This window comes from Amycolatopsis silviterrae, from assembly GCF_042684085.1.
In the GTDB taxonomy this organism is placed as follows: domain Bacteria; phylum Actinomycetota; class Actinomycetes; order Mycobacteriales; family Pseudonocardiaceae; genus Amycolatopsis; species Amycolatopsis silviterrae.
In genome coordinates, this window is sequence record NZ_JBHUKS010000004.1 from 722,363 (window position 1) to 744,550 (window position 22,188).

Annotated in this window: 22 protein-coding genes; 13 read left to right on the plus strand and 9 right to left on the minus strand. The window is 68.2% G+C overall.

Annotation, left to right across the window (positions count from 1 at the left end; all coding sequences use genetic code 11):
• The first annotated feature begins 60 nt into the window (after positions 1-60).
• On the plus strand, positions 61-660 hold the full coding sequence (locus ACFSVL_RS07150; RefSeq protein WP_378301575.1) for a TetR/AcrR family transcriptional regulator: 600 nt from the start codon (positions 61-63) through the stop codon (positions 658-660).
• On the opposite strand, the gene ACFSVL_RS07155 is transcribed toward ACFSVL_RS07150, so the two are convergent.
• Entirely contained in the window at positions 651-1,391 is a 741-nt protein-coding gene (locus ACFSVL_RS07155) for a glucose 1-dehydrogenase (RefSeq protein ID WP_378301577.1), read from the minus strand. The genes ACFSVL_RS07150 and ACFSVL_RS07155 overlap by 10 nt on opposite strands.
• Positions 1,392-1,481: 90 nt before the next feature.
• Between ACFSVL_RS07155 and ACFSVL_RS07160 the strand changes: the two genes are divergently transcribed.
• The 4 genes from ACFSVL_RS07160 (at position 1,482) to ACFSVL_RS07175 (ending at position 4,791) form a co-directional block, all read left to right on the plus strand.
• A complete protein-coding gene (locus ACFSVL_RS07160; protein WP_378301579.1) occupies positions 1,482-2,387 on the plus strand; it encodes a LysR family transcriptional regulator in 906 nt (301 codons plus the stop codon).
• Positions 2,388-2,550: 163 nt separating this feature from the next.
• Complete coding sequence (locus ACFSVL_RS07165) at positions 2,551-2,958, plus strand: hypothetical protein (RefSeq protein WP_378301581.1); 408 nt, start codon at positions 2,551-2,553, stop codon at positions 2,956-2,958.
• Positions 2,958-3,557, plus strand: coding sequence for a DUF3558 domain-containing protein (locus ACFSVL_RS07170; protein ID WP_378301583.1), 600 nt, complete (start codon positions 2,958-2,960; stop codon positions 3,555-3,557). Before ACFSVL_RS07165 ends, ACFSVL_RS07170 begins: the two co-directional genes overlap by 1 nt.
• A 1-nt stretch (position 3,558) precedes the next feature.
• Entirely contained in the window at positions 3,559-4,791 is a 1,233-nt protein-coding gene (locus tag ACFSVL_RS07175) for a hypothetical protein (RefSeq protein ID WP_378301585.1), read from the plus strand.
• Positions 4,792-5,206: 415 nt separating this feature from the next.
• Here the strand turns inward: ACFSVL_RS07175 and ACFSVL_RS07180 are convergent, their stop codons facing one another.
• Positions 5,207-5,740: a hypothetical protein gene (locus tag ACFSVL_RS07180; protein WP_378301587.1), complete on the minus strand. Its 534-nt coding sequence runs from the start codon at positions 5,738-5,740 to the stop codon at positions 5,207-5,209.
• Positions 5,741-5,923: 183 nt separating this feature from the next.
• On the opposite strand from ACFSVL_RS07180, the gene ACFSVL_RS07185 reads away from it, so the two are divergent.
• Positions 5,924-6,982, plus strand: a complete 1,059-nt coding sequence (locus ACFSVL_RS07185; RefSeq protein WP_378301589.1) for a LysR family transcriptional regulator — start codon at positions 5,924-5,926, stop codon at positions 6,980-6,982.
• Between the two features lie 417 nt (positions 6,983-7,399).
• On the opposite strand, the gene ACFSVL_RS07190 is transcribed toward ACFSVL_RS07185, so the two are convergent.
• The 4 genes from ACFSVL_RS07190 to ACFSVL_RS07205 form a co-directional block, all read right to left on the minus strand.
• The gene (locus ACFSVL_RS07190) at positions 7,400-7,768 is read right to left on the minus strand and encodes a DUF427 domain-containing protein (protein WP_378301591.1); all 369 of its coding nucleotides are present in this window, start codon (positions 7,766-7,768) and stop codon (positions 7,400-7,402) included.
• 89 nt (positions 7,769-7,857) lie between these two features.
• Positions 7,858-8,571 carry a S1 family peptidase gene (locus ACFSVL_RS07195; protein WP_378302012.1) on the minus strand — a complete coding sequence of 238 codons (714 nt, stop codon included), beginning with the start codon at positions 8,569-8,571 and terminating at the stop codon, positions 7,858-7,860.
• Between the two features lie 167 nt (positions 8,572-8,738).
• Positions 8,739-9,101, minus strand: coding sequence for a hypothetical protein (locus tag ACFSVL_RS07200; RefSeq protein ID WP_378302014.1), 363 nt, complete (start codon positions 9,099-9,101; stop codon positions 8,739-8,741).
• 22 nt (positions 9,102-9,123) lie between these two features.
• Positions 9,124-9,489 (minus strand): hypothetical protein, encoded by a 366-nt coding sequence (locus ACFSVL_RS07205; protein WP_378301592.1) that lies wholly within the window; start codon positions 9,487-9,489, stop codon positions 9,124-9,126.
• Positions 9,490-9,806: 317 nt separating this feature from the next.
• Here ACFSVL_RS07205 and ACFSVL_RS07210 point away from each other — a divergent pair, with 317 nt between their 5' ends.
• From ACFSVL_RS07210 to ACFSVL_RS07230, 5 genes are all read left to right on the plus strand, one after another.
• Positions 9,807-12,191, plus strand: coding sequence for a class III lanthionine synthetase LanKC N-terminal domain-containing protein (locus ACFSVL_RS07210; RefSeq protein WP_378301594.1), 2,385 nt, complete (start codon positions 9,807-9,809; stop codon positions 12,189-12,191).
• A 388-nt stretch (positions 12,192-12,579) separates the two neighbouring features.
• Positions 12,580-14,943 (plus strand): nitrate- and nitrite sensing domain-containing protein, encoded by a 2,364-nt coding sequence (locus ACFSVL_RS07215; RefSeq protein WP_378301596.1) that lies wholly within the window; start codon positions 12,580-12,582, stop codon positions 14,941-14,943.
• Between the two features lie 42 nt (positions 14,944-14,985).
• On the plus strand, positions 14,986-15,411 hold the full coding sequence (locus tag ACFSVL_RS07220) for a roadblock/LC7 domain-containing protein (RefSeq protein ID WP_009071597.1): 426 nt from the start codon (positions 14,986-14,988) through the stop codon (positions 15,409-15,411).
• Complete coding sequence (locus ACFSVL_RS07225) at positions 15,408-15,773, plus strand: DUF742 domain-containing protein (protein ID WP_344287831.1); 366 nt, start codon at positions 15,408-15,410, stop codon at positions 15,771-15,773. Before ACFSVL_RS07220 ends, ACFSVL_RS07225 begins: the two co-directional genes overlap by 4 nt.
• Positions 15,754-16,341: a GTP-binding protein gene (locus tag ACFSVL_RS07230; RefSeq protein WP_378301598.1), complete on the plus strand. Its 588-nt coding sequence runs from the start codon at positions 15,754-15,756 to the stop codon at positions 16,339-16,341. Before ACFSVL_RS07225 ends, ACFSVL_RS07230 begins: the two co-directional genes overlap by 20 nt.
• Positions 16,342-16,503: 162 nt before the next feature.
• Here ACFSVL_RS07230 and ACFSVL_RS07235 read toward each other — a convergent pair whose 3' ends face one another.
• Together ACFSVL_RS07235 and ACFSVL_RS07240 are read right to left on the minus strand one after the other, a co-directional pair.
• Positions 16,504-17,877, minus strand: coding sequence for a tryptophanase (locus tag ACFSVL_RS07235; RefSeq protein WP_378301600.1), 1,374 nt, complete (start codon positions 17,875-17,877; stop codon positions 16,504-16,506).
• Between the two features lie 45 nt (positions 17,878-17,922).
• Positions 17,923-19,020: a tryptophan dimethylallyltransferase family protein gene (locus ACFSVL_RS07240; protein ID WP_378301602.1), complete on the minus strand. Its 1,098-nt coding sequence runs from the start codon at positions 19,018-19,020 to the stop codon at positions 17,923-17,925.
• Positions 19,021-19,338: 318 nt separating this feature from the next.
• On the opposite strand from ACFSVL_RS07240, the gene ACFSVL_RS07245 reads away from it, so the two are divergent.
• Together ACFSVL_RS07245 and ACFSVL_RS07250 are read left to right on the plus strand one after the other, a co-directional pair.
• On the plus strand, positions 19,339-19,878 hold the full coding sequence (locus tag ACFSVL_RS07245; RefSeq protein ID WP_378301604.1) for a DinB family protein: 540 nt from the start codon (positions 19,339-19,341) through the stop codon (positions 19,876-19,878).
• Between the two features lie 325 nt (positions 19,879-20,203).
• Positions 20,204-21,559, plus strand: coding sequence for a class-II fumarase/aspartase family protein (locus tag ACFSVL_RS07250; protein WP_378301606.1), 1,356 nt, complete (start codon positions 20,204-20,206; stop codon positions 21,557-21,559).
• Between the two features lie 63 nt (positions 21,560-21,622).
• Here the strand turns inward: ACFSVL_RS07250 and ACFSVL_RS07255 are convergent, their stop codons facing one another.
• Complete coding sequence (locus ACFSVL_RS07255) at positions 21,623-22,153, minus strand: DUF4383 domain-containing protein (protein ID WP_378301608.1); 531 nt, start codon at positions 22,151-22,153, stop codon at positions 21,623-21,625.
• Positions 22,154-22,188: the final 35 nt, after the last annotated feature.

Consider the following 22,188-nt stretch of genomic DNA (forward strand, 5'->3'; position numbering starts at 1 on the left):
CACCGTCACTCTACCCATACTTGTTTGTCAGCTGGCAAGTATGTTGTAGAGTCTGCTCCCGTGACCACGCCGCGCCGCACTCAGCAGGAACGTCGCGACCAAGCCGCGGCCGCGCTGCTCGAAGCCGCGGCCGAGCTGGTCGTCGAGGAGGGCGTGCGCGCCGTGACGCTGGCGCGCGTCGGCGAGCGTGCCGGGTACAGCCGCGGCCTGGTCACCCACCATTTCGGCGGCAAACAAGCGCTGCTGGAACAACTCGCCCGCACCACGCAGACCGGCTTCGTCCCCGGCCTGGACACGCTGCCGCCCGGCCTGGACCGGCTGCTGCGGCTGATCGACGGCTACCTCGCACAGCTCAGCGAACCCGACGTGCTGAGCCGGGCTTTCCTGGTGCTGTGGGCGGAATCGATGACCGCGCCGGAGCTGGCCCCGATCTTCCGCGAACGCGACCACGCCTTCCGCGCTGACCTGCGGGAAGAGATCTCCGCGGGCATCGCCGACGGCACCATCCGTCCCGATCTCGATCCGGAGCAGACCGCCGTCGCCATCGCCGGACAGCTTCGTGGCATCGCCTTGCAGTGTCTGCTCGACCCGGCCGCGGTGAACCCGGCCGAGCTGTGCCACTGCACCGCCGACGGATGGCGACGGATGCTTCAGAGCTGAGACGCGCCGCCGTCGACCGCCAACTCCGCGCCAGTGGTGTAGGTGGCGTCGAAGGCAAGGAACAACATCGCCGCCGCGACCTCCTCCGGAAGCCCGAAGCGGGACATCGGATTCTCCGCCGCCATCTGGGCTTTCGTCGGCTCCGCGACCTCCGGCGGCAGCGAACGGTCAAGGATCCCGGTGTCGATCGGCCCCGGACTGACCGCGTTGACCCGAATCCTCCGCGGCAGCAGCTCGGTCGCGAAACTGCGAGTCATCGAACGCAGCGCCGCCTTCGTCGCGGCGTACCCGCTCATCATCGGCAGCCCGCGGACGTTCGCCACCGACGTCGTGAACACCACCGCCCCGCCCTCGCTCAGCAGCGGCGCGAGCTTCTGGACCGCGAAATACGGCCCCTTGGCATTGACCGCGAACAACTCGTCGTAATCCTCTTCACTCACCTCGGCCGCCGGTGCCATCTTCGCGATCCCCGCATTCACGAACAGCGCGTCCACTGTTTTTAACTCTTTCTCCGCCCGCTCGGCCAGCGCGTCGATATCCGCCAACGACGCAACGTCGCCACGTACCGCGATGGCACGTTCGCCCAGCTCAACCGCAGCCTTGTCCAGCTGCTCCTGCTTACGCCCGGTGACAATCACCCGCGCGCCTTCATTCACCAACTGCTCCGCGACCGTGAACCCAAACCCACTGGTCCCGCCAATAACTACAACCCGCTTGCCTTCGTACTTCATGACTCCAGTCAAGAACCGTTCCCCGCCGACGTCCAAGACCCGTTTCGCAGGTCGTGATGCCCGAACCGCAGGACGCGTAGCCTGGATTTCGTGACCAGCCCGCTCGACCCCAGCGCAGATTTCGACCTGCGCCTGGTGCGGTACTTCCTGGCCGTCGCCGAACACCGCAACCTCGGCCGAGCCGCCGCCGCACTGCACGTCGCGCAGCCGTCCTTGGGCAGGCAACTCCAGCGCCTAGAGGACCAACTGGGCGTCCACCTGCTGAAACGCACCCGGCACGGCACCCAGCTCACCGAGGCCGGCGAGGCCTTCCTCCCGCACGCCCAGCAGCTACTGGCCACCGCCCACGTAGCCCGCCGCTCCGCGAAAGCCGCCGCGGCCCCGCAGACCGTCACCCTGGGTTACACCGACGACTTCATCGTGACCCCCGTAATTCGCGACCTGCGCCGCCAACACCCAGACGCCGAGATCCGCACCCGCCACCTGCGCTGGAACGACACGACAGCGCTGCCCGAACACCGCGTAGACGCCCTGGTCTCCCGCCTCCCGTTCCCCTTCCCGGCGGACGACCTGCGCGTCACCGTCCTCCGCGACGAACCACGAGTCCTGGTGGTCTCGACCGAGCACCCCTTGTCCGCCAAGGATTCCGTAGGCGTAGCCGACCTGGCCGAGGAACCCGTAGTCCCCTGCACCGGCCCCACAACGACCTGGCGCGAGTTCTGGCGCCTGGAACCCCGCCCGAACGGTGTCCCCGCACCGCTCGCCCCTCCCCTCGCGGACAGCTACGAGGACAAACTGGAACTGGTCGCGGAAGGCCAGGCCGTCGCGGTACTGCCGCTGAGCGACTGCCGCATCCGCGCCCGCCCAGACCTGGCCACGGTGGCGATCGAGGGAATCGACCCGTGCCAAATCGTGGTAGCCAGCCGAGGCGCCGACGAGAACCCCCTGCTCCCGGACGTCCACCGAGCCGCGGTACGGCATTTGTCGGCTTCCTGAACTGGGCATTCCGCACCGTTCGCGGATTGCCATAGAAATTGCGTCTAGAGCATTAATGTCTAGTCGACTTCCGCATTTCGGAGAACGTCACACAGGCAGTGAGTGATCAGCTACTTTGTTAGCTGTCTGCATTTGCCGACACCGAACATGGGGAGGGCTTCGCGTGTGGGAGGACGTCGAGTTCTCGATCTTTCACCCGTGGGAATCCGCGCCCCGGCGCGACGGGTTCTCCCTGGATGTCGACCTCGCGAAGCAGGTCCTTCACGACCTGAAGGGGTATCGGGACAGGTTGCACGCGATGCAGTACAAGGTGGCCAAGCTGTGCGGAATGAAGCCTCCGTCAACAGACCCGTCGACGATGGCGATGCACGTGGCCATGGTCGGCGACGGGAGCGGAAAGCTCGGCGCGTTCTCCTACGGAGGCGGGCACATCGATCTGCAGCTTTCCTACGTCACCGAATTGATCGACCGGATCGAGAAGGCCCTGAGCGCGATCGGCCAGGCTGATCAGGACCAGGCCAAGGCCATGCGGAGCACGAATCCCGAAGTCGGGTCTCAAGGAAAAATCTGATGAATCTGCGCACGATCATCGCGGTGCTCGGCCTCGCTGTCCTCGCGGCCGGCTGCTCCACGCCCACGGACGGCACCGCGACGCCGACCACCTCGCCGTCCGGCCGGACCCTGCCCTACGGCGGCGCGCCGAAGGTCGAAAACCCGCTCCCGGACGACGTGTTCTCCCTGTCTCCGTGCCAAGCTCTCACCCCCGAACAGATCAAAGAGCAACTCGGTTCCGAGATCCCCGGAAAACCGGACAACGACGCCGTCCCCGGTTGCACGTGGACCAACTCCGAGTCCGGAGGATTCATCGGAGTGTCGTTCTACGGCAACGACAATGACGGCCTCAGCAACGCCTATGCCAACGTCCGGCCGCGCATGAAACGCTTCGATGCGCTGCCGCCCATCCAAGGCTTCCCCGCGGTCGCCTACAGTTCGAGCCCCGGCCCGTTCTCGAGCAGCTGCGACGTCAACGTCGGCGTCACCGACCGGCTCTCTTTCCTCGCGCACGTCGCACCGCGCGACAGCAAGGCGAACAAGGCCGATCCGTGCCCGCTCGCGGCCGACGTCGCCAATGACGTCGTCACCACTCTGAAGCAGAAGGCCGGGCGGTGACATGAAATTCTGGGAGCCGATCAAGCAGTACCTCGACCAGCACCAAGAGCTGACGGTGCCGATCGAGGACATCGTCAAGGCGGTACAGGCCTCGGACCCCAGCGGATGGCACGAAGGAACGGCCGCGGCGCGGGAACTGGCCGCCGAGCAGGAAACGCTGAGCCAGGACCTGTCCGGGACGTTGACGAAGCTGGAATCGTCCTGGACCGGCGAAGGAGCAGATCTCGTCGCCGAGCGGCTGCGCAAGGTCCGCGCCTCGATGGTCGACGCGCATCAAGCCTTCTCCGCCAACGAAAACACCCACTCCACCGGCATCGCCCTGCACGAGAATCTGCGGAACCAGATCACGTCGATCCCACCCGCGCCCACCGGCGACCTGGCACCCACGGCGGGCCTGATGAACGTCGACGTCCTCTCCAAGCTCGCCGAGCACGGCAGCGCACAGCAGAAAAACCTTGAGACGTACGAGAAATTCACCTCGGAAAGCCAGGGCAACACCCAGCAGCTGAAGGCCGACTACGGCAAAATCGGCGTCTACGACGGCGGCGACCTGACCATCCAGCAGCAACATCCCGCCACCGCGACGAAATCCAGCCCCGAGGCTTCCCTTCACTCACCGACCGGAACCGGCCCGACGTCCGGCTCGGGCACTGCGTACCACGGCTCTCCCCCGCTCACCTCCCCCGTCTCAAGCGGGCCGGGACACTCCGCGCCAGGGAACGACCACACGAGCGCCTCCGGATACTCCCCACCGCCGACCTCTGGGTCCACTGTGGACAACCCGTGGCGCGGTGGGACGAAAGCTCCCGCAATACCGGGCCCAGGGAACGATTTCGGCATCACCCCGATCGCCGGACCTGGCGCATCCGGCATCTCGGAACGACTAGGCGGCTCCGCACGGACCGGCAGCGGCCCCGGCAAACTCGGCGGCGAAGGCGGTCCAGGACGGCCTGGCAGCGGAGGACGCCCAGGCGGCGGCTCCGGACGATTCAGCGGTGAAGCAGGCCCGCGGTCCGGAGAAGGCGCGGCTTCCCGAGTAAGCGCGGAACGTGGTGCCACCGGCGGAAAAGGCACGCCCGGCGCGGTAGCCCCCGGCGGCCAACGCGGCAAGGGCGAGGAGGACGAAGAGCACCAACGCAAGTACGTCCTCGACGTCGACCTCTTCGCCGAGGACGGCACCGCCGTAGACCCGGAAACCGGAATGCGTCCGACGCCCCCGACTCTTGGCGCTTAGCAAGTAGCTGGCACGGAAAGCTTGCGCCGAACCCCCAAGACCGGCGCGAAGATGTGCCTCGCTGGTACGACTAGCCGAATTCCGCGCCCCGGTCCCGCCTCGCCGCGGGTCAGGCGGCGAGGCGGAACTCCCCCTCTCGCGGAACTCCCCTCGGGCATCGCTTCCCTCAAGCGCTGCCCCCTCAAGCAGTCGCCCCCAGAGAGCCGCCCGCACAGTCCTTCCAGGCAACTGCCCCTCAACAGCCACCTTCTCAACTGCTCAGACGACCGCCCTCAACAGCCGTCCCCCCACAGCCGCCTCCGGGCTCTGCCCCTCAACTGCCCCCAACAATCCCTCGCGAGCGGCACGACCCCTCAGACGTCCCGCCCGCAAGCGCCGCTTCCTCACGAGCGACGCCCCAGCTTCAACCAGGCCCTCAGACCGCGAACGCAGCCGCCTTGCGGGCGATCACCGAGTTCTTCCGGGCGCGGACCGCACGGTTGGCCCCGGGCAGCCACTGCACCACGAGCACTGCCAGCAGGGTCAGCACCGCGATCGCGTCGAAGGCGTTGAGCAGCGGCGGGTTCAGGTCGATCAGGTCGCGCAGGCCAAGGCCGATGCCGAAGACCGCGAACACCGTCAGCACCACCCGGGCCCAGTTGTGCGCGGCGAGCACCATCGCGGCCGACACCAGGGTCACCAGGCCGATGACCAGCCAGATCGCCGCGCGGCTGTTGAACGACGACATGGCGATCCCGGTCAGGTCGTCTGCCGTCAGCAGACCGCTCGAGGCCAGTTCGCGGCCTTCGTTCTGCAAGTATTCCTGCACGGCGGGGCGGATCAGGCCCTCGCCCTGCACCAGCACCATCGCACCCCACAGCAGCCCGCTGAGCGCGCCGATCAGCCCCAGCCCCCCGCCGATGGTCAGGGTGCGGGAACGTCGCGCGCCGGTGGAACTGTACGAACTCACTTCTGTCGAACTCCTTGGATCAGCAATCGAATCAAGCGTGAGGGAGTTTCCCGCCGACCGCTTGCGCCGTCCACTGGTTCGCCGATAAAATCTGCAGATTTTTTTAACTGGCCGCGAGATCAGGAGAGCCGGGTTACGCTCTCCGTCGTCCGAGAAGTGAATGCAGAAGGCGAGCCTTGCCAGATGTCCGCACCCAGCCCGTTCCGGTCGCCGTCGTTCAACGTCCTCAGCCGGCTCCTGCGCTCGTCACCGGCACTGCTGGACACGACGTTCGACCAGTTGCGCACGCTGATCACGGTCGCGGAAACCGGAACCGCCCTCGCCGCGGCCCGCACGCTCGGCCGTGACCAGTCCAGTGTGCAGAAACAACTCGACACCCTCAACCGCAATTTCTCGGAATTGTGCGGAGAACCATTATTGCACCGCCAGGGACGCGGCCGCGACGTTCTTTTTACCGACACCGGACGCGCCGTAGCGCAACAGGCTCGCCGCACGCTCACCGAATGGCTGGACACCATTCACGAATGCCGCCGCGAACTCGGCGGAACATTGACCGTCGGCGCGACCCGCTACACCCTCGGCAGCCTCGCGCACGCCGGCGATCTCGTCGCCGAGCAGTTCCGCGCCCGCGACATCGAGCTGAACGTGGTGCACGTGCGCACCAAGGACCTGATCGACCGCCTGCTGGCCAAGGACGTGGACCTGGTCTGCGGCAGCGTCGTCACGACCAACGCGCTGGACACCGTCGACGTGCTGGAGTGGCGGCGCAGCGGACTCGGCATCCTGACCAATATGGACACTCCGCGCGCCGGCGAGTCCGTGTCCACGAGTCAATTGCCGACGCTGCCGCTCGTCGTCCCCAGCGGCGGCGTGATCAATGACTTTATGCACGGCTGGTTCGGCTCCGACTACCGCAACCGGCTCGACATCGTAGCCGAGATCGACTCCGCGCAATACGGATTCGAACTGCTCCGTTCGGGTCTGATCCGCGGCTGCATGCTCGTCACCCAAGGCCTAGGCGAGGCCGCAGGCGAAAACCGCCTGCACGCCGCATCCGGATTGCGCACAATCACCCTCGTCGACGACATCGAGCCAAAACTGGAACTGCTAGTCGGCGTGTTCGCCCGCCGAGGCGAACGGTCCTCCTACCCGGACAGCCACCCGCTCAACCTGCTGTGGAACGCGCTGCGCCAGGCCGGGGAAGCCTCGTGGCTCGAGGTCGACGGAGCCGCCGCCCGCTGAGCCCGCTGAGCCGCGCTCGGCCCGGACCAGCACCGGCCCGGGGTCAGCCGCGGGTCGGGGCAGGTCGGAGGAGGTCGGAGCAGGACGCGCCAGCACCCGCAGCAGGCCAAAACCGGCACCCGCCGCGCACCCGCAAACGGCAGGACACATCAGCACCCGCGGCAAGCCAAAACCGGCACGGAACCAGCACCCACCGCACACCCGGATCAGCACCGGCCAAAGATCAGCCGAGGACGCCCCTCAGCCGCGGACCGAGACCAGCACGGAGCCAGCATCCACGCAGACCGGGGCCAGCACCGCCCAGCACCCGCCCGCGCACCAAGGCCAGCCACCGGTGCCGTTGACTGGCCGCGAATCCCGGGCGTCCGAGGTCTCGTGAGTGCCGATACCGGTTCTAACCGGCGCAACCACGCACGACTAGCCACCCACCTCCTCAATCTCCACCCGGTCCGGATAAAACGCGACATGCCCCTTGATCGGAGCCACCGCGTCATACGGCTCCTCGTAAACCCACACCGCGTTCTCGCCGTCCGGCACCACGGTGAGGCTGTAGTACGACGCGTCCCCCTTGTACGGGCAATGCGTCCGATGCTCGGTGGGCGACAGCATCGCCAGATCCACATCCTCCAGCGGGATGTACTGCACCGGCGGATAACTCGCCTCCCGCAGCACCTGCGCGCGGGTGGTGTCGGCGACGGTCCGGTCGCCCGCCTTGACCACCACCCGCGCGGGGTTCGGCTCTACGGTGATCGGGTGGTCCGGCCCAGGGATCAGCTTGTCGGGCATTCGTTCTCCTCCTCCGCGCAACGCGCAACGGAAGCGGTGCGCACTCCCAACACTAGGCCGGACCACCGACAAAATCAGACGCCGAACGGTCAGACGCCCGCGACCTGCGAGATCCAGCTGCGGTACTGCGTGATGTTGGTGTACGCGGTGCTGGACTGGCGGTCACTGGTCGACGCGACACCAACCTGACGTCCGGACGCGAACATCGGGCCGCCCGAGTCGCCGCCGGCCGTGATGCCGTCGATGCGGGTGGCGCAGACCGCGACGCCGCCTTCGTAGTCGCTGCACTGCGGCGTGCTCACGCGCACGTTGGCCACCTTCAGGTACCGCGACTGGCAGTTGATCTCCGAACCGCAGCGGCTCGTCGCGCCCCAGCCGTACACCTGCACGGTCTGCCCGGAGCGGACGTCACCCGACGTACCGAGCGGGGAGTACGTCGCGTTCACCGAGGTGGACAGGCGCACGATGGCCAGGTCAGCAGCCCCTGGGTACCGCGTGATCGCGGCGCCGGTGGCCATCGTGCCGCCGCTGCTCTGGTCGAGGCTGCCGATGCGGAAGGTGTACGTGCCGCCGGAGGCGACGCAGTGCTTCGCGGTGAGGATGTACTGCGGCGCGATGATCGTGGACGTGCAGTTCTGCCTGCCGTTCACGAACAGCCGGGCCGCCCACGGGGCGTTGGAGGCGTAGCCGCCGCCGATGATCGCCGGGGTCGAGGTCGGCCCGCTGGCAGCGCCGGCCTGACCGGCGAATCCGGCTAGGCCAAGCGCGGTAGCGAGCACGAGGAAACAGGTGCGCAAACGCATGGTCGCTCGTTTCTGCGGCGTCGTCGCCGCGGTTCCGGTGGGGACGGGGCCTTCGATCATCGGCACCGCGCGCGGGAACCAGAACCGGCGAAAGTAGCCGGGGACCACCTGTTCTTCTTCTGACCTCGGCGCTACGGACAGTTCCGCGTACTGTTCCGGCGAAAGGCTCAGGCAGCGACCCGGCTCCGGCGCAGCCAGTACAGGCCGATCACCGGAAGCACCAGCGGGATGAAGAGGTACCCCTGGCCGTAGACCGACCACACCGTGGCGTCCGGGAACGCCTTCCGGTCGAAAATGCTCAGGGTGCCGACGGTCAGCACGCCCAGCAGCTCGACCGTGCAAGCGGCGAGCGCGATCCGCCACCACGTCCGGCCGCCGCGGGCGAGTGCGACGGTGGCCAGGATGTAGACCAGCGCGGCGAAGGCCGACAACACGTACGCGAGCGGCGCCTCGTGGAACTTCGTACCGATCTGGACGCCCGCCCGCGACGTCGCGGCGAGCGCGAAGATGGCGTACACCGCGACCAGGATCCGGCCGGGACCGGTGGCCGTCTTACGCGCTTGCTCCACTCCACACCTCGTTCAGTCGCAGCACCATCACCGGAATGGCCAGGCAGGCGATGCCGAGCACGACCGTGCTCGACCGGCTCTGCTCGGCCAGCGCCCACGCCACGCCGACCGGCAGCACGACGAGGCAGCCGATCAGGTAGGCGAGATAGGTCGCGAGGCTGCCCGGATGGTGCCCGCCGACGAGCAGCACGACCCCGATCACGAGCTGGGCGACCAGCAGCACCTCGATCACCGCGAGCGCGACGAGCAGCGGGGTGTCCGGCAGCCGCTTGCGCGCCGCCTGGACGAAACTCCACAGCGCGACGAGCAGCGCGCACCCGGCCACCGCTATCGCGAACCCGAAGATCACCCGTTCCTCCTTCTGCCCGCCGAGCTCAACGTACCCGCCCGGTCCGCCGCCCCGGACGGGCGAGGGGCCGACGGCGTGGCCGGGACCACGTTCACCGGAACGGGTCGCTGGCATTACGTCAATTCCCGAATGCCAGGGAAATCCCGCTCGACCGGGCGACGGGGAATCACCCTCAGTCGGCGAGATCCGGTTTTATCCTCGCCCCGCTCGGGTCCGCCGAACGCTGAATTGGCGGATTGGCGCGACGTCGAAGCTGTGCGGGAATAGTTTCCGTCGCCGGAGAACCGGATGGCGCGCACGCGGAAGGATCCACTTTTATGAACGTCCGGCACGAGGCATTCTGCCTCGCCGATCCGTGGTTCTTCGACCGCCGGCGGGAAATCTCCGTCGACGACCTGGCCGCCGTCCCGAAGAGTCCATTGTGGACTATCGAGGAGCGCGGACATTGGCGCTTCCTCCACCCAACTGGTGAAACAGTGCCCGAACAAGGCTGGGCTGTCGAGGTTTCCGCCGCCCCCGGCAACGCCGCGCGGGTACTGGACCGCGTGCGCGAGTACTGCCTGGACCGCGGACTGCACCACCGGCACCTGCGTTCCCGCTCGATTTTCCTCGATCACAATGCGGAATACCCGACCACATCCGGAAGCGGTGCGATCGCGACTATTTATCCGCCCGACAACAACACGCTCGACCGGATCCTCGATGATCTTTCCGAACTCCTCACCGGCGAGCCCGGACCCGATATCGAGGGCGCGCTTCGCTGCGGAGAATGCCCGGTTCACGTGCATTATGGCGGATTCGCCGAACTGTGGACCGAGCACGCCGGCGCCCGCGTGCCCGCGATCCGCAGGCCGAGCAGCGCGCTCGAACCGGAGCACCAGGGCCCGGACTTCTCGGTGCCGGACTGGGTCCGGATCCCGGACTGCGTCGCGGAGTACACCGACGCGCCGGTTCCGCCGCACCCGGTCGCCGAGGTCGTCCGGCAAGCCCACGGCACCGCCGTCTACCTGGCCGAACGCGGCAGCGAGCAGGTGCTCGTCGAAGAGGCCTGGCCCTACACCGGGCTGGACCGCGACGGCGTCGACGCCGTGGCGAGACTGGAACGCAAACACGACCTCCTCAAGCGGCTCGCCGGAATCCGCGGCATTCCGAAGGTCCACGCGTACGTCGCCGGGCAACGCCACTACCTGGTGCGGGAATACCGGCCCGGCCTGCCGCTGGACGTCTGGCTCACCCGGCACTACCCGCTCACCCGCCGCGACTGCCCCGAAGCCGACCTCGCCGCCTACCGCAGGCAGGCGCTGTCGGTGCTGGCGCAGGTCGACCGCATCGTCGCCGAAGCCCGCGAACGCGGCGTCGTGCTCGAAAATCCGCACAACATCCTGGTCGACAGCGCCGGAACCGTCTCGCTGACCGGCTTCGACCGCGACGAGACCGCCCTGCGGCTGCGCCTCTTCCTGCCGCTGGCCCCGCTCTATCACCTGGTGCCCGAGCGCCTCCGCTGGGCCGCCGAACTCACCGAACGCCGGTTCTCGCTGCCCGAGGGCTACGCCGACAGCATCGCGCCGCACACCGAGCCCGCGCACACCGAACTCGACGAACCCCGTCCGGACTGGCCGCTGGTGCGCAAGCAGATCGCCGAGGCACTGCTCGCCTCCGCGACCCCGGATCGGCGGGACCGGCTGTTCCCTGGCGACATCGACCAGTTCCGCGTCGGCGGCGCGACCTTCGGCACCGGCGCGGCGGGCGTCCTGCATTCGCTGCACGTCGCGGGCGCCGGCCGCTTCCCCGAACACGAGCAATGGCTCCTCGACGCGATCCACGGAGAACAGCCGAGCCGCGCGGGTTTCTTCGACGGCAGTCACGGAATCGCTTACGTGCTGGAGGAATTCGGCTACCGGACGGCCGCCAGCAGCCTGCTGGCCGCCTCCCGCGCGCTGGTGGAACAGACCGTCTGCCACAACCTGGCGAGCGGCCTGGCGGGCATCGGACTGACCCGGCTGCACTTCGCCGCCACCCGCGGTGACAACGAGTTCGGCAGGCAGGCGCTGAACATCGGCATCCGGCTCGCCGAAGCGCTGGACACCGCCGAGCCGCCCGGCGCGGAAGCGCAGGCCGGGCTGTTGTACGGCTGGTCCGGCCCGGCGCTGCTGTTCCTGCGGCTCTACGAACGCACCGGCGAACCGGCCTGGCTGTCGTTCGCCGACCAGGCGCTCGAACGCGATCTGGAGGAATGCGTCCCGGCACTGGACGGCTCGCTGCCGGTCCGCGACGGCAATCGGGGCTCGCGCCGTGGCGCGGGCATCGGCAGCGCCGGAATACTGATCGTCACCGAACAGCTGGCGCGCTATCGCCTCGACGCGAAGGCCGCGCGCAGCCTGCCCGCGCTGCGCGTCGCGTGCCGCGGGGAGTTCGCGCTCCATCCCGGACTGCTCAACGGCCGCTGCGGGCTCGCCGCCGGGCTGGCGTTCAGCAGCACCCCGGACCGGCGCACCCAGGACGCGATCGACCGGCACCTGACGCGGCTTTCGTGGTACGCGGTCCCGTTCCGCGGCGGCCTTGCCTTCCCCGGCACTCGCCTGCTACGACTGTCCGCCGACGTCGCCACCGGCGGCGCCGGAGTCCTGCGCACCCTCTCCGCGCTCCAGGACGGCACCGAGCTGCTCCCGTTCCTCGGGCCGACGCCGAGGATCAGCCATTAGTCCACTATGGACAGTAGTTGTCGACATGTCCATTCGCCGACAGTTCCACCCCACGGAACACTGAATGAGTGTCGGGCCACTTTTTGAATCACTCATTCAGCCCAGCCCGCTGGTCCGAAAACCGCAGCCGGGGCCAGGGCCTCGACAAATGCCGGGGGAACTCGGCGCTACGTTCGGTAACCGTCGTCAAGACGACGTTCGGCTGCTCGATCAGCGGAACCACGCGGCCCTCGTTCGTGATAGAAACCGGGGCTGTTCCGTTCGGTGGGCCTACGAAGGGTGTATCCGAGATTTCCGTGACGAGGACCACTCGCACCCACTGGCGTGTCCGCTTCCCCGGCCGTGTCCGCACTCTCGCCGAGGGTGACCCAGGAGTTCGTGAATCATCGTGGAGAACAAGGACGATCCCGGCAAGGCGTACGACAAGTCGATCCGGAAGAGGCTCACCCGGACGGTCCTGATCCCGAGCATCACCCTGCTCGTGCTGTGGGCGGTGCTGGCGACGGCCTTCTTCATCAACGGCTTGTACGTGCGGCTCGTCGCAGGCTCGGTGCGTGACGTGTCGATCCCCGCGCTCACCGCGCTGTCGTCGCTGCAGCAGGAACGCCAGCTCGCCCTGCAGTACCTCGACAGCCCCAGCTCCGGCCCGCAGCAGCTGCAGCAACAGGAGCAGGACAGCGACGGCAAGCTGAAGGGCCTGCAGGAAGCCTTCGCGGCCACCATTTCCAGCGCGCCGGACGAGATCGCCAGCAAGGTCACCACGCTGAAGGCGCAGCTCGACCAGCTGCCGGTGCTGCGCTCGCAGGTCAACTTCCGCAGCATCAACCGCGCGCAGGTAAACGCTTACTACAACGGCGTCCTCGACTCCGCGGCGACGCTGTTCGACACCCAGGCGCGCATCGTCCCGGACGCCACCGCGGTCCAGGGAGCCATCTCGGCGACCTCGCTCTTCCGCGCGGGCGACCTGATGTCCCGCGAGACGTCGCTGGTGTCCGCGGCGTTCTCCGGCAACAACTTCGCGCCGGACGACTTCGTCGAGTTCTCCCAGCTCGTCGGCTACTACCGCACGCAGCTGGCGCAGATCTCGCCGTTCCTCGAACCGGCGGTGCGCCAGCACTACGAGCAGCTGTCCGCGAGCGACGCGTGGAAACGGCTCAACGCGGCCGAGGACTCGCTGATCAAGCACGGTCCATGGACCAGCAGCGACCAGAGCAATGTGCCGGTCTCGGCAGGCGATTGGCACGCGCTGACCGCACAGGTCGCCCAAGGCCTGACCCAGCTCACCATCGAACAGGCCGACCAGGTTTCCGCCGCCGCGATCGATTCCGGGAACGAGCAGCTGCGCAACGCCATCATCGGCAGCATCGTGGCCTTGCTCGCCTCGCTGGCCGCGATCATCGTCGCGGTGCGGGTGTCGCGTTCGCTCGTCGACCGGACCCTGATGACGCGGCTGGAACGGCTGCGCAACGACTCGCTCGACCTCGCGCGCAACCGGCTGCCGAACATCGTCGGCAGGCTCAAGAGCGGCGATCCGGTGGACATCGAGGCCGAGCTGCCGAAACTGGACCACGGCCGGGACGAGATCGGCCAGGTGGCCGAGGCGTTCAACACCGCGCAGCTCACCGCGGTCAACGCGGCCGCGAGCGAGGCGAAGGCGCGCAGCGGCGTGCACAACGTGTTCCTCGGCATCGCCCACCGCAACCAGGTATTGGTGCACCGGCAGCTGCAGATCTTGGACGAAATGGAAAGCCGCGAAGAGAACTCGACCCAGCTGGCGTCGCTGTTCCAGCTGGACCACCTCGCCGCGCGGGCCCGGCGGACCACGGAGAACCTGATCATCCTCGGCGGCAAGCAGCCCGGACGGCGCTGGCGCAAGCCGGTTTCGCTGATGGAGGTGCTGCGCGCGGCCGTCTCGGAAACCGAGCAGTACTCGCGGGTGCAGGTCGAACAGGTGCCGGACGTCGCGATCGTCGGCACCGCGGTCGCGGACACCATTCACCTCGTCGCCGAGCTGGTGGACAACGCGACGTCGTTCTCCCCGCCCGGTTCGCAGGTCGAGGTGACCAGCCGGATGGTCGCCCGCGGCGTCGTGGTCGACGTGTCCGACCAGGGGCTCGGCATGAAGGAGGGCGTGCGCGAGTGGGCCAACGCGATGATGGCCGACGCGCCCGAATTCGACGCGATGGCGCTGCGCGCGGACTCCAGCCTCGGCCTGTTCGTGGTCGCACGGCTGGCTTCCCGGCTCGGCATCACGGTCACCTTCGACCCGTCGCGCTACGGCGGCACCCGGGCCACCGTGCTGATCCCGTCGAGCCACCTCGCCGACGCGAACGCGCCCGAACCCGACGAGGCTCCGGCGCTCGCCCAGGTCGGCGCGCCAGCACAGGAAAGCGCCGTCCAGCGGCCCGCCCCGGAGGCGCCTCAGCCGACGCCGCGGCCCTACCCGGCCCGGCCGCTGCCCACGCCGAGCCCGCGGACCTCGCCGGAGCCGTACCCGCCGTCCGCGGGCCAGATCCCGGACGTCCCGGCCGCGCCGCGCGCCGCGGAACCGGACCTCAGCGGGCTGCAGGGCGACGACCGGCCCCGGCTCCCGCGCAGGCAGCCGCAGCAGAATCTCGTCGCCCAGCTGCACGACGACCCGGACGCCGCAGCCGAAGCGGACGTCACCAACGCGGGCGAGACCACCGCGCGGACGCTGATGGCGTTCCACAAGGGCACCCGCCGGGCGCGAGGCGGGCAAAATGAGTCATAACGACCGCACACCTCACCACACCGAAAGTCAGGGTCTGTCCGCATGAACGAGTACGGGAACTCCACCCCCGATCTCAACTGGCTGCTCGACGACGTCGTCAACCGCGTCGTCGGCGCGCAGAACGCCATCGTGCTGTCCGCCGACGGCCTGCTGCTCGGCAAGTCGTCCGGGATGAGCAAGGACGACTCGGACCAGCTCTCGGCCATCGCGTCGAGCCTGCAGAGCCTCGCCAAAGGGGTGAGCAGGCAGTTCAACCGCGGGCCGGTGCTGCAGAACATGATCGAGATGGAGCGCGGGTATCTCTTCGTGTCGGCCGCCGGGCAGGGCGCGTGCCTCGCCGTGCTCGCCGGCGCGGACATCGACGTCGAAATGATCGCGTACGAGATGAACCGACTGGTCAAGCGCGTGGGCGACTACCTGGCGTCGGCGCCGCGCGAGGCCGCGAACCTGCTGCGGGAGGCGACGTGACTGAGGATGGCTGGTACGACGAGGCCGCCGGACCGCTGGTCCGGCCGTACACGATCACCAGCGGGCGCACCCCGTCCGAACACCAGCTCGACCTCTCCACCCAGGTGATGACCCTGCAACAGGGATCGGACCCGGTCGGGCTCGGCCCGGAGCACCTCGCGATCACCCAGCTGTGCCGCAGACCCTTGTCGGTGGCCGAGATCGCGGTGTACGTGAAGCTGCCGCTCGGCGTCGTGCGCGTGCTGTGCGGGGACCTGATCGACCGCGGCCTCGTCATCACCCGCGCCCCGTCCCGTCAGCCGGCCCAGGCGCCGGACCACGAAACTCTCCAGGCGGTTCTCGATGGCCTCATCAAGCTCTGACGACGCCGCGGCGTCGGTACCGACGCCGGTCAAGATCATCATCGCCGGCGGATTCGGCGCCGGGAAGACGACTATGGTCGCCTCGGTCAGCGAAATCCCGCCGCTGTCCACCGAGGAGGTGCTCACCGAGGCGAGCACCGGCGTCGACGACCTGTCCGGCGTCGAGCAGAAGAAGACCACCACGGTCGCGCTCGACTTCGGCCGGATCACCATCTCGCCGCGGCACGTGCTGTACCTCTTCGGCACTCCGGGCCAGGAACGGTTCTGGTTCATGTGGGACGACCTGGCGCGCGGCGCGATCGGCACCATCGTGCTGGTCGACACGCGCCGGCTGGAGACCAGCTTCGCGGCGGTCGATTTCTTCGAGCGGAGGAAGATCCCGTTCGTCGTGGCGGTGAACTGCTTCGACAACGCGCCGCGCTACACCCCGGACGAGATCCGCGAGGCGCTCGTGGTGCCCGACGGCGTGCCGATCGTGATGTGCGACGCGCGGCAGCGCGATTCGAGCAAGATCGCGCTGATCCGGCTGGTGAAGCACGCGATGACGGTGGTCCCGCAGCCCGCCTGACCCGGCGCCGCGACCGCCCCAATGTGGCGTTCGGTGCATCCTGCGCACCCAATGTGGCATTGGGTGCGTCCCATGCACCCAATGCCACATTGGGGCACTACCGGAGGAGAGACCAGCGAGGGGGTTCCCGGCGCGGGGAGCCCCCTCGTTCGCGTTCTGTCCTTAGTGGACCGGAGCCATCCGGAGATTGAAGTGGCGCAGGATCTTCGGTGCCTCGACGATCCGGTAGCCCGGCACCTTCTCCGGGTTCGCCGCGATGTCACCGAGGATTCCGGCCACGTAGTCGTAGTGGCCCTGGTTGTACACGCGCCGCGGCAGCGCCATCCGGACCAGCTCGAACGGGGCCGGGGTGACCAGCTCATTCTGCTCGTCGAGCGTGCCGAGGTAGAGCGAACCCAGCTCCACACAACGGATTCCGCCCGCCAGGTACAGCTCGCAGGCCAGCGAGTGGCCGGGGAACCGGGAGGCGGACAGATGCGGCAGCAGCCGGCCGGCGTTGAGGTAGAGCGCGTGGATGCCCGGCGGCTGCACGATGTCCACACCGGCGTCGTTGGCCTGCTTCGCTAGCCGGGCTGCCTCCGCGGCGCGCGCGGCCAGGTAGTGCGGGTCCACGACTTCCTGCAGGCCCTTGGCGACACGATCGAGGTCGTGCGCGGCGAGCCCGCCGTAGGTGCGGAAGCCCTCAGTGGCGATCAGGTTGGTTTCGCAGCGCTGCGCGAGTTCCGGGTCGGTCAGGCCGATGAACGCGCCCATCGGCGAGATGCCGTCCTTTTTCAGGCTCGCGACACAGCCGTCGACCAGGCTGAACGCCTCCTGCGCGACCTCACGCGGCGTCTTGTCCGCGTAGCCCGCTTCGCGCTGGATGACCAGCCACGCGTTCTCCGAGAACCGTGCGGCGTCAAGGAAAACCGGCACCCGGTGCGTACGCGCGAGCTTCGCCGCCGCGGTCAGGTTGGCCATCGAGACCGGCTGTCCGCCGCCGCCGTTGTTGGTGATGGTGAGCAGCACCTGGCCGACGCGGCTGCCGTCCGGGCCGGTCAAGAGGCGTTCGAGGGCGTCGAGGTCGATGTTGCCCTTGAACGGTTCGAGGCTGTCGAGGTCGCCGAACTCCGCGCACGGCAGGTCGATCGCCTCGGCACCGAGCAGTTCGACGTTCGCGCGGGTGGTGTCGAAATGCGTGTTGCTGACCGAGATCCGGCCGCTCTCCAGCACGCTGGAGAACAGCACGCGCTCGGCCGCGCGGCCCTGGTGCACCGGCAGGAGGTGCGGGTATCCGGTGAGTTCGCGCAGCGCGTCGCGGAAGCGGTAGAACGAGTCCGAGCCAGCGTACGAGCGGTCCGCGGCGACCGCGGCGGCCTCCTGCCGGGTCGAGACCGCGCCGGTGCCGGAGTCGGTGAGCAGGTCGATGCTGACCTTGTTCGCGGGCAGGTTGAAGGCGTTGTAGCCCGCCGCGGCGAGCGCCTGCTCCCGTTCGGCACGGGTGGTGACCGGGATTTCGGTGACGACTTGGGCGCGGTACGGCGGGAAGGTCCGCATCAGGGTAATTCCTCCAGTTGTGGGTGACTGCCGAAAACTACCGCGTCAGGTCATCCGGCCGAGCACCGGCCGTTTTCTCGGCGGCGCGACCGCATAAGCCTCAGAGGACAGGTAAACCGTGATTCCGGAGCCGAATTCGCCCATTCGCAACGACACATGCGCGATCAATCCAACGCCGTCGCGCAGGGGCCGCTCCGAAACCGCTGCCAGCGCTTTGTCCAGTTGTTCCGGGTCGAAGTCATACTGCGCGAGAATGGCGTGCACGCGCGCCCTGGCCACTTCGTCATCCGGGACGTAACTCCGAATGGGGAGATAGAGACTGTAGTTTCCCGGCGTCCCGCCCATCCCTTCCACGAACGAATAACTGGAAACCAGCGGACGGCCCTCGAACGGCCCTTTTCCGCCGCCGAGGACAGCGAGGAATTCCCGGATCAGCATCGGGTCCGCGCCGGGCACCAGCTGCCCCGCGCGCACGGCGTCCTCGGCCTCGGCGGCGTCGTGCGAGACGTACACCTTGACCCGGGACAGCGGGTCGTCGTCGAGGTCGAGCGCGAAGAAGGTGAAGTTGTCGCGCTCCCCGCGGCGCAGCGCGTGCTTGACCACCGGGTCGAACGCCTCGCCAAGGTTCAGCCGCCGGAACCCCTCGCTGACCAGGGAATCCGCCATGGTCGGACCGCTGATCTGCGGGTTCAGATAGACCTTGATCCGCGGCGCGGCCCCGTTGCGGAAGATCAGCGAGTACCACAGCGTGAACGGCCCGCGCCGCTCGTCGTGCGGGAGGAAGAGGTCGGCGACGGCGTCCAGCCGGTCGGTGACCAGGCCGTACTCGCCGGCCACCTGAGCGAGGAACTCGCGCGGATCCGAAGCCCCGACGGTCTCGCCGAGAACCCTTACCACACATTCGCCATTGGCGTCGAATGCGACCGAGAATTCAACGGGCGTGGTGTCGTCCGCCACATTGCACGGGAACTGCGCCGGAGCATCGACGGTCAATTCCCCGGACTCCCCGAGCAACAACCGGAGAAGATCCAGGTGACGACGTTCTTCCGGGTCGAATCCCACCGCCCGGCAAAGCCGGTCGAGTTGACCACCGGCGTGGCTGTACATCGACGAATCGACCATCGGCACACTCGCTCCGACCATGGCGCCCTATTCACCGTTTCATTAGTGCGTTCGGCCCTGTCGCACTACCGCCGTCCGGCCCAGGAGCCGACGTGGGCCGTCCAAAAGATTAATCCCCGGAATGCCGATCACCATACCTCTGACGGAGCGACAACACCGGCCGGAAACCGTGTCTGAGTGTGCTGATCGACACCGGAATTCACCTGAATTCCGCATCGACAGAACCGGCCGGGCCAGCTACCCGGGCCCGCTATGTGGGCTAGCCCACTACTGCACGCGGACGTTCTCCCGTGCCGCCGCTCCCGGAAAATTGTCGGTGGCGGGTGAGACGCTCGTCTCATGACGCAGACCCCGAAGCATCTGTCCAAAGTCGCCGAAAGCGACCGCCAGCCGATCCCCCGCCTCGCCGACGAACGCGAGACGCTCGTCGCCTACCTGGAGTGGCACCGCGAAACCCTCGCGCTGAAGTGTTCCGGCCTAAGCCAGCAAGCCGTGTCCACGCGCGCGGTACCACCGTCCACGATGTCCCTGCATGGTTTGGTCCGGCACCTGGCGAGCTGCGAACGATGGTGGTTCCGCATCCAGTTCGCCGGCGACGACGTCCCGCTGCTGCACTACTCGGACGACGACCCGGACGAGGACTTCGACCGCCTGGACGGCGATTTCGACGAGGCACTGGCGCGATGGCACACGGAGTGCGCCCGCAGCCGGGAAATCCTGGCGGCCGCGCCGTCGCTGGACGCCCAGGGCGTGGTGAAGACAACGGGAGAACCGTTCTCGCTGCGGTGGATGCTGGTGTCGATGATCGCGGAGTACGCCCGCCACAACGGCCACGCCGACCTGCTGCGCGAGGTGACGGACGGAGCTACGGGACGGTGAGGTGACTGGTGCTCGGGGCTTGAGTCCGAAGTGGAGGTGATGGAGCGACGTGGCTCGTCGTTTCGGCGCGATCATGCCGAGGTGACTGGCAGCTCAGCCTGCAGCGGCCAAGAACGCCGAAGCAACCAGCAACCCAGCCCACGACAGGCACCCACGCCCCAACCAGCCGGTGCGACCAAGCCAAAGCGACCGGCAACCCGGCCCACCCACACCCGAACCAGCCAACGCGCCCACACCTGCCACGATCCCTCCGAAATGGACCCGCCCACCACAGCGACCAGCAACCGTTCCACCCCACTCCACTAGGCGTGCGATGCTGGACGACATGACCGCCGATCCCGACTCCGGCCTCCTCTCCCCGGTGCGCGCCGGAACCCCGGCTGAAGCTGTGACCGGGGACTGGGCCTTCGCCGCCGCCCTGTTGGAGGCGGAGGCCGCACTCGCGCGGGCGCAGGCGCGGCTCGGCACGACGCCTCCCAAGGCGGCCGAGCACATCACCGTCGCCGCGCGGGAGCTGGCGGAAACCGGCCTCGACGTCGTCCAGCTGGCCCGCGACGCGCGTGCGACCGGAAACCCGGTGGTCAGCCTGGTGCGCACGCTGTCGGCCAAGGTCCCGGACGTCGCGGACTTCGTGCACCGCGGCTCCACCAGCCAGGACATCGTCGACACGGCCATGATGCTCGTCGCGCGCAACACCCTCCGGCTGATCAGCGCGGACCTGACGGTGATCGCGCACGCCCTCGCCGAAGTGGCGCGCGCCCACCGCGACACCGTCATGCCCGGACGGACCCTCACCGCACACGCGGTCCCGACGACCTTCGGGCTGAAGGCCGCGATCTGGCGGCAGGGCATCCAGGAAGCCGCCCGCCGGGTGGCTTCGCTGCGGTTGCCGGTGTCCCTCGGCGGCGCAGCCGGAACGTTGGCCGCGTACGTCCAGTACGGCGACGGCACCGATGACTACGCCGAACGTCTAGTCACCGCCTTCGCCGAGGAAACCGGGCTCACCGCACCGATTCTGCCGTGGCACGCGGACCGCACTCCGATAGCCGAATTGGTCTCCGTCCTAGCCGGGGTGACCACGGCGCTGGGGAAAATCGCAGTCGACGTCCAGGTCCTGGCCCGTACCGAAATCGGCGAGGCGACCGAGGCGGCCGGCGGCAGTTCTTCGGCGATGCCGCACAAGCAAAACCCGGTCCAGTCGGCGTTGATCCGGTCGGCCGCATTGCAGGTACCGGTGCTGGCCGCCGGGGTCACGCAATCCGGGTTGGCTGAAGACGAACGTTCGGCGGGCGTCTGGCAAGCCGAGTGGCAACTGCTGCGCGAATGCCTGCGACTGACCGGCGGAGCCACCCACACGACCGTGGATCTGGTGCGCGGCTTGACGATTCACGCGGATCGCATGCGAGAAAACCTCGCGCTGACCAACGGATTGATCGTCTCGGAACGACTGTCCGCCGCGCTGGCACCGAAGGTGGGCAAGGCCCGCGCGAAGGACTTGCTGGGCACCGCTTCCCGCCGGGCGATCGAAGAAAACCGTTCCCTGGCGGAGATCCTGGCGAACACTCCGGAGATCACGGCTGTCGTCGATGCCGAGACCCTGGCCGATCTCGTGGACCCTGCGCACTACGTTGGCGCGGCGGGCCGGTTGGTAGACCGGGCATTGGAGAACCCCAGCGAATAAACGGGATCGCCGCCGGAGCAGGTCCGGCGAGCGATCCCGAGTTATTCCACTGTGGACAGAATCTCAGTGGGCCAAGCCGTGCCCGCCGTGCTCGGGCCGATGCGGCGGCGCGGCCGTGTCGACGTCGGCGGGCTCGTCGTCCTCCGGCAGCAGAACCCCGTGGCGCGCCGGGAGAACCGCGGTCAGCAGGCCGAGTACCGCGATGCCGAGATGCAGCCAGTTGTCGGCGTCGGCGAGGTTGAGCGGGTTGCCGAGGCCGGACACCGGGTTGACCGTGATCGTCCCGGCGAGCATCAGGCCCCAGACGAACAGCGCGCCGTAGCCGATGAAGAGCAGCCAGCCGAACGTCCGCGCGCGGCCGGAACCCAGCGCCAGCAGCAGGCCGATCACCCCGGTCACGACGTGGACGACGTTGTTCAGCGGATTGGCGGAAAACCGCCACAAGGTGACACCTTGTCCGGTGAAGTCCCCGAACCCGGACTTCACGAGCCCGACGATGCCGTAGGCGAGAAACAGGACCCCGAGCAGAACGGCCAGCACCTGCGCGGGCTGCAGCCCTTCCACCCGAACGCGGGCTCCGTGCGCACGAACCATGACTCCAGTCCTTCCCGTACCGAGGTGACGGTGGG